Here is a 7360-nt window from a genome sequence, read left to right on the forward strand (position 1 = left end):
CCCCCGGGGTTCCGGGGCGGGACGGCGAACCGGTCAGTCCGCCCAGGCGCGCAGCGCGGCCAGCCGCTCCTGGAGCGGCTCGTACACCCCCTGGGCAGCGGCCACGGTCAGCTCGCGGTCCGGCCCGTGCCCGGGACGGCCGCCGACCAGGGCGCCCGCCTCGGCGGCGATCAGGCAGCCGGCCGCCCGGTCCCAGGGGGCCAGGCCCCGCTCGTAGTAGCCGTCCAGCCGCCCGGCGGCGACGTCGCACAGGTCCACCGCGGCCGCCCCGCCCCGGCGGATGTCCCGCACCTCCGGCATCAGCGCCAGCAGCACCTCGGCCTGCCGGACCCGTACCGGCTGGACGTAGTTGAAGCCGGTGGCGATCAGCGCCTGGCCCCAGGGCGGGGCCGGGCGGGCCGAGACCGGCCGGCCGTCGAGGCGGGCCCCGCGGCCCAGGACGGCGTGGAACAGCTCGCCGCGGGCCGGGGCGTACACCACACCGACGACCGCCCGGCCGTCCACCTCGGCAGCCACGCTGACCGCCCAGGAGGGCAGCCCGTAAAGGTAGTTGACCGTTCCGTCGAGCGGGTCCACGACCCAGCGGACCCCGCTGGTGCCCGGCCGCTCGGCGCCCTCCTCCCCGAGGTAGCCGTCCTCCGGGCGGCGGTCGGTGATCAGCTCCAGGACGAGCTTCTCGGAGGCGAGGTCCATCTCGGTGACCACGTCGACCGGGCTGCTCTTGGTGCCGGCCACGCCGAGGTCGGCGGGGCGGCCGTCGCGCAGCAGGGCGCCGGCCTGCCGGGCCGCGTCCAGGGCGACCTCCAGCAGGTCGTCGAGGAGCCCGTCGTCGGGCAGGGCGGGGGTGGGCACGGGGTTCTCCTCCGGGGTGACGGAACGGGCTGGACGGGCGGCCGGCACGGACGGGACGGGCGGTCAGCGCTCGGCGGCGGCCGGGCGCGGGGCGCGCGGGTTGGGGCAGCAGGCCACCGCGCACACGTCGTGGCTGGGGCCGAGGGTGCCGAGGGCGCAGCGGGTCGCGCGCTCACCGCGCTCGGTGGCGGCCCGCTCCAGGACGAGCTCGCGCACCGCGGCGGTGAACCGGGGGTCGGCGCCGACGGTGGCGGCCCGGGCCACCGGCAGGCCGAGCTCGGCGGCCTTGGCGACGGCCTCGGTGTCGAGGTCGTACTTGACCTCCATGTGGTCGGAGACGAAGCCGATCGGGACCATCACCACGGCGGGCGCGCCCCCGGCGTGCTGGGCCTCCAGGTGGTCGCAGATGTCGGGCTCCAGCCACGGGACGTGCGGGGCCCCGCTGCGGCTCTGGTACACCAGCTCCCACGGCCGGTCGGCCACCCCGGTGCGCTCGGCCACGGCGGCGGCGATCAGCCGGGCCACGTCCAGGTGCTGGGCGACGTACGCGCCGCCGGGCTCGCCGCGCGCCGGGTCGTCCGGGGCGCCGGAGGTCTCGGCCATGGTGTCCGGGACGGAGTGGGTGGTGAACGCCAGCCGGGCGCCGGCCCGGACGGCCTCGGGCAGTTCGTCCAGGGCGCCCAGGGTGGCGTCGATCATCGGCTCGACGAAGCCCGGGTGGTTGTAGAAGTGCCGCAGCTTGTCGACCCGCAGGGCCGGTGCGCCCTCCTCGGCGAGCGCGGCCAGCGCGTCGGCCAGGTTCTCCCGGTACTGGCGGCAGCCCGAGTAGCCGGCGTAGGCGCTGGTGGCGAGCACGGCGATCCGGCGGTGGCCGTCGGCGGCCAGCTCCCGCAGGGTGTCGACCAGGTAGGGCGCCCAGTTCCGGTTGCCCCAGTAGACCGGCAGTTCCAGCCTGTGCTCGGCGAAGTCCTTGCGCAGCGCGGCGAGCAGCTCGCGGTTCTGCCCGTTGATCGGACTGACCCCGCCGAACATGAAGTAGTGCCTGCCCACCTCCTTCAGCCGCTCCTTGGGGATGCCGCGGCCGCGGGTGACGTTCTCCAGGAACGGGACGACGTCCTCGGGGCCCTCGGGCCCGCCGAAGGACAGCAGCAGCAGGGCGTCGTACGGGGCGGCGCCGGAGGGGGAGGGTTTGCGCGCGTCGGACATGGAACCGATCCTGCCACTGAGGGGCCGGGCGCCGCCGCCGGGGCCGCACGGCTGTCCGGAAAATACCGTTTGCCAACATACGTAAGCTGTGTACGCCAGCCTTGTTCCTTACTCCCCCGCCCGGAGCTCCCGTGCTGTCCAGCTACCGCCAGATATTCGCCTCCCCCGGCACTCTGGCCTTCTCCTCCACCGGCTTCGTATCCCGACTGCCGATCTCCATGACCGGGATCGGCATCGTGACCATGCTGTCCCAGCTCAGAGGCTCCTACGGGGTGGCAGGCCTGGTCTCGGCCTGCCTCGCGATCTCCGCCGCGGTCCTCGGCCCGCAGGTCTCCCGGCTGGTCGACCGGCACGGCCAGCGCAGGATCATCGTCCCCGCCATGGCGCTCACCATCGTTTCCGCCACCGGCCTGCTGCTCTGCGCCCGGCTGGAGGCCCCGGACTGGACCCTGTTCGTCTTCGCCGCGGGCATGGGCGTGATGCCGAGCACCGGCGCGATGGTCCGCGCCCGCTGGGCCCACCTCTACCGCGACGACACCGGCAAGCTGCACACCGCCTACTCCTTCGAGGCCGTGGTCGACGAGGTCTGCTTCATCGTCGGCCCGATCCTCTCCATCGGTCTGGCCACCTCCGTCTTCCCCGAGGCCGGCCTGCTGCTCGGCGCGATCTTCCTCGCCGTCGGCGTCCTGCTGTTCGCCGGGCAGCGCTCCACCGAGCCGCCGGTCCATCCGGCCACCCGGCACGAGGGCGGCTCGGTCATCCTCAACCGCGGCCTCCAGGTGCTGATCCTGACCTTCGTCGCCACCGGCGCGATCTTCGGCTCGGTCGAGGTGGTCACCGTCGCCTACGCCGAGGCCCAGGGCCACAAGTCGGTCTCCAGCGTGATCCTCGCCCTGTGGGCGCTCGGCTCCTGCCTGGCCGGGGTGGTCTTCGGAACCCTCAAGCTCACCGGCTCGATGGCGGTGCGCTTCCTCGTCGGCGTCCTGTTCATGGCGGTCAGCATGGTGCCCCTGCTGCTGGTCGCCCACGCGGTGCACGGCGTGGGCGGGCTGATCGTGGTCGGCGCCGCGCTGCTGATCGCCGGCATCGCCATCTCCCCCACCCTGATCACCGCGATGGCCCTGGTCGAGCGCCTCGTCCCGGCCGCCCAGCTGACCGAGGGCATGACCTGGACCACCACCGGCCTGGCCCTCGGCGTCGCGGCCGGCTCCTCGGCCGGCGGCTGGGTGATCGACGCCTCCGGCGCCGCCGCCGGTTACTGGGTGCCGATGGCCGCCGGCCTGCTCGGGGTGCTCGCCGCCCTCGCCGGCCTCGGCCGGCTGCGGGCCGGACTGACCGCCGAACCCGGCACCGAGGCCGCCGTCGAAGGAGCCGAACGGACCGTAGACGCCGAACGGTGAACTGACTAATCTCTCGCCCTACCCGCGGGCCTACCCGCGGGTAGGGCGGCCGCGCCGCCCCGGACCGCGCCGACCCGTTCGGCCACGGAGCAGGAGGCAGCGCAATGCCCCAGGCCAGTACCGCGACGCCCACCCGGTGGACCAACTGGGCCGGCAACCAGAGCGCCCGGCCCGCCCGGGCCGCCGCCCCCGGCACCGTGGAGGAGCTGGCCAAGGAGATCCTGCGGGCCGCCGAACAGGGCCGCACCGTCAAGGCCGTCGGCTCCGGCCACTCCTTCACCTCGATCGCCTCCGCCGGCGACGGCGTCCAGATCCGCCCGCACGCACTCACCGCCGTCCGTGCGATCGACCGCGAGGCCGGCACCATCACCGTCGAGTCCGGCCTCCCGCTGCACCGGCTCAACCGGGTCCTCGCCGCCGAGGGCCTCTCCCTGACCAACATGGGCGACATCGAGGTCCAGACCGTGGCCGGCGCCACCAGCACCGGCACCCACGGCACCGGCCGCGACTCCGGCTCACTGGCCGCCCAGATCCGCGCGCTGGAGATCGTCCTCGCCGACGGCACCGTCCAGCGCTGCTCCCCCACCGAGAACCCCCGGCTCTTCCAGGGCGGCCGGCTCGGCCTCGGCGCCCTCGGCGTGATCACCGCGCTCACCTTCGGCGTCGAGCCGGCCTTCCTGCTCACCGCGCACGAGCAGCCGATGGGCTTCGACGAGGTGCTGGAGCGCCTGGACGACCTCACCGCCGTCAACGAGCACTTCGAGTTCTACTGGTTCCCGCACACCGACCGCTGCTCCACCAAGCGCAACAACCGCAGCCAGGGCCCGGCCGCCCCGCTGCCCCGGTTCAAGGAGTGGCTGGAGGACGACTTCCTCTCCAACACCGTCTGGGAGGGCGCCTGCCGGGTCGGCCGGCGCTTCCCCGGCTCGATCCCCTCGATCGCCTCGCTGGCCAGCCGGGCCTGGTCCGAGCGCAGCTTCACCGACACCGCCTACAAGGTGTTCACCAGCCCGCGCAAGGTCCGCTTCGTGGAGATGGAGTACGCGGTGCCGCGCGCGGCCGTCGGCGAGGTGCTGCGCGAGCTGAAGGCCCTGGTCGAGCGCTCCGACTGGAAGGTCAGCTTCCCGGTCGAGGTGCGCTTCGCCCCCGCCGACGACCTCTGGCTCTCCACCGCCTCCGGCCGGGACAGCGCCTACATCGCCGTCCACCTCTACCGGGGCACCGCCGACCAGGGCTACTTCACCGGCGTCGAACAGCTGATGACCGCCCATCAGGGCCGGCCGCACTGGGGCAAACTGCACACCCGCGACGCCGAGTACCTGGCCGGCGTCTACCCGCACTTCGGCGACTTCACCGCGCTGCGCGACGAGGTCGACCCGCAACGGGTGTTCGGCAACGACTACCTGCGCCGGGTGCTGGGCGCCTGACGCGCCCCTAGGACGTCCCGGCGGCCCCGTCGGCCGGCGGCGGGGCCACCGGCGCCTTCGCCGGCTCGTTCGCCGGGGCGCTGCTCGGTGCCGGCGGCTGCGGGGTCGCCCCGCCGGTGGGCTTCCCGCCGCCCGCCGACGGGGAGGCGCCGGCCGACGGGGTCGCGCTCGGGCCAGCCGAGGGCGAGGCCGTCCCCGCGCCGGTGCTCGGCGTGTAGCCCGGCTCGCGGCCCGGCCGGGTGGTCGCCGGGGCCGGGGCGCCGCCGGACGGCGTGGCCTCATGGCCCCCACCCGGGGACGGTCGGTCCACCGGGGCGTCCTGCGGCCGGGAGGACTTGGGCGCCACCGAGCCGCCGAAGGACGTGCCGTTGCCGGACTCGCCCTTGACCGTCGCCGACACCGGCTGCCCGGTGGCCAGTTCGAACGCCACGATCGGCGCCATCGCCAGCAGGAAGACCAGCCCCGACACCGCCGCGTACGTCTTCCAGCCCCACCGCCGACGCGCCCGTACCACCTGTGGCTCGTTCCACTCCGAGGTGATCACCCGCGGCCGCGCCGGCTCCCCGGACTCGACCGGCACCTGGCGCAGGGTGTTGGCGGCCTGGTTCGGCCCCCGGTCCACCGCCTCGCGCAACTGCTCCCCGGTCCGCTTGAAGATGTGCTGGAACACCGCGCTGCCGGTGGTGGCCCCGATGCTCACCACGGCGGCACCCAGGATCGTGCCGTACACCCCCAGTTCGGAGGCCAGCAGCGCGCCCACCACCGTTGCCAGCGCACTCGCCGCGACCTGAGCCACACTCAGATCGATGCGCCTGCGCTCCTCCTTGGCCTTGCCGCCCTCCTCGGCGGGGCTCCGCTCCGGCATCAACATCCCTCGGTCCGTACGACTGTCCTTCGAACAAGACTGTCCATCTTGCCCAAAGAAGGACACAAGGGACGAAAATGCGGTTCTTCGCGCCCGGATTGTGTGAAGATGATCACCGTTCATCCGGCGGTGGTCCGCCATTGGGGAAGCACGCTCTTGAGATTCCCGTGAATCGCGGGAGACTTGAGCGGCGAGCCGCCCCTTTGGATGCCACGAATGGAGTACTGTTCGTAAAGCCCGAGCCTTGGGTCGACTTGTCGACTGCCCTGAACCAGCAGCTTGACGAGGAGCCACGGAGCGGGCACGCACGGCGACGCCCGTCCCGGATCGTCGCGAACACTCCGCGTGCGAGGACGGCCGGGACACCCAGGCGCGACGTCGACGGATGGCGTGGCAAAAAGGCAACCGTGCCACAGCGGCGTGCGCGGGCGTAAGCCCGACACGCCGGGGAACTCAGCAAGGTTGTGGCCAGTCGCGAGTGGGCAGGCCACACTCAGTACGGGAGCAGCGACGCAGGTGACGTCGGCAGGCACCACCCGGGAGGTAACCGTGCCCGAACTGCGGGTTGTGGCCGTCAGCAACGACGGCACACGGCTGGTGCTCAAGGCTGCCGACAGCACGGAGTACACCCTTCCCATCGACGAGCGGCTGCGTGCCGCCATCCGCGGCGACCGGCCGCGCCTCGGCCAGATCGAGATCGAGGTCGAGAGCCATCTGCGCCCCCGGGACATCCAGGCGCGGATACGAGCCGGTGCCTCCGCCGAGGAGGTGGCCCAGGCCGCCGGGATCTCCGTCGACCGCGTCCGCCGCTTCGAGGGCCCGGTGCTCGCCGAGCGCGCCTTCATGGCCGAACGCGCCCGCAAGACCGCCATCCGCCGCAACGGCGAGTCCCCCGGCCCGCAGCTCGGCGAGGCCGTGGCCGAGCGGCTCGCGCTGCGCGGCGCCGAGAAGGACACCGAGCGCTGGGACTCCTGGCGGCGCGACGACGGCACCTGGGAGGTCATCCTCTCCTACCGGGCCGACGGCGAGGGCCGTAGCGCCTCCTGGACGTACGACCCGCCGCGGCGCCTGGTCCAGCCCAACGACGACGAGGCCCGCGCGCTGATCGGCGAGAACGTCGAGCGCGAGGAGGAGTCGGTCTTCCCGTTCATCCCGCGGATCGCCCGGCTCCCCCAGGACCGGCCGCCCCGCCCGATGATCGACCGGCCCTCGGCCGACCGCATCATGTCGGCCCGTGAGGTGCGCGAGTCGCGGGAGGCCACCGCCGAGTCCCGGGACTCGCTGACCAGCCTGCTCGACGTGGTCCCCGCCTTCCGCGGCGACCTCGCCGTCGGCGCCCCCACCGCGATCGAGCCGGTGCCCGCCGAGGTCGCCGAGGAGAGCGAGGAGGCGGCCGCGGCAGCCGCCCCGGCACTCGGCGCGGGCTCGGCCTACGCCGACATCCTGATGCCGCGCGCCGTCGCCCCGCACCGCGAGCGCCTGGTCGGCACCACCGACCGGCAGGCCGAGGCGGACGGCGTCCGGCCCGGCCGCCGGGCCACCGTGCCCAGCTGGGACGAGATCGTCTTCGGCAGCCGGCGCAAGAAGCAGGAGTAGGAACAGTGGTACGC

Annotated in this window: 6 protein-coding genes; 3 read left to right on the top strand and 3 right to left on the bottom strand. The window is 74.0% G+C overall.

The window, feature by feature from the left end; all coding sequences use genetic code 11:
* Positions 1-33 precede the first annotated feature (33 nt).
* Positions 34-852 (bottom strand): inositol monophosphatase family protein, encoded by an 819-nt coding sequence (locus ACFU7Y_RS35925; RefSeq protein WP_224282991.1) that lies wholly within the window; start codon positions 850-852, stop codon positions 34-36.
* A gap of 63 nt (positions 853-915) precedes the next feature.
* Positions 916-2058 (bottom strand): ferrochelatase, encoded by a 1143-nt coding sequence (locus tag ACFU7Y_RS35930; RefSeq protein ID WP_380770873.1) that lies wholly within the window; start codon positions 2056-2058, stop codon positions 916-918.
* Positions 2059-2189: 131 nt separating this feature from the next.
* Here ACFU7Y_RS35930 and ACFU7Y_RS35935 point away from each other — a divergent pair, with 131 nt between their 5' ends.
* On the top strand, positions 2190-3458 hold the full coding sequence (locus ACFU7Y_RS35935) for an MFS transporter (protein WP_224284703.1): 1269 nt from the start codon (positions 2190-2192) through the stop codon (positions 3456-3458).
* Positions 3459-3562: 104 nt separating this feature from the next.
* Positions 3563-4885, top strand: a complete 1323-nt coding sequence (locus tag ACFU7Y_RS35940; protein ID WP_380770874.1) for a D-arabinono-1,4-lactone oxidase — start codon at positions 3563-3565, stop codon at positions 4883-4885.
* 7 nt (positions 4886-4892) lie between these two features.
* Here the strand turns inward: ACFU7Y_RS35940 and ACFU7Y_RS35945 are convergent, their stop codons facing one another.
* The gene (locus ACFU7Y_RS35945; protein ID WP_380770875.1) at positions 4893-5750 is read right to left on the bottom strand and encodes a hypothetical protein; all 858 of its coding nucleotides are present in this window, start codon (positions 5748-5750) and stop codon (positions 4893-4895) included.
* A 516-nt stretch (positions 5751-6266) separates the two neighbouring features.
* Here ACFU7Y_RS35945 and sepH point away from each other — a divergent pair.
* Positions 6267-7346 carry a septation protein SepH gene (gene sepH / locus ACFU7Y_RS35950; protein ID WP_224280250.1) on the top strand — a complete coding sequence of 360 codons (1080 nt, stop codon included), beginning with the start codon at positions 6267-6269 and terminating at the stop codon, positions 7344-7346.
* Positions 7347-7360: the final 14 nt, after the last annotated feature.

This window comes from Kitasatospora sp. NPDC057542 (assembly GCF_042801945.1).
GTDB lineage: Bacteria > Actinomycetota > Actinomycetes > Streptomycetales > Streptomycetaceae > Kitasatospora.

Coding starts and splice junctions, on each gene's coding strand:
- ACFU7Y_RS35945 (WP_380770875.1), bottom strand. CDS start 5,750: ATGCCGGAGCGGAGCCCCGCCGAGGAGGGCGGCAAGGCCAAGGAGGAG.
- ACFU7Y_RS35930 (WP_380770873.1), bottom strand. CDS start 2,058: ATGTCCGACGCGCGCAAACCCTCCCCCTCCGGCGCCGCCCCGTACGAC.
- ACFU7Y_RS35940 (WP_380770874.1), top strand. CDS start 3,563: ATGCCCCAGGCCAGTACCGCGACGCCCACCCGGTGGACCAACTGGGCC.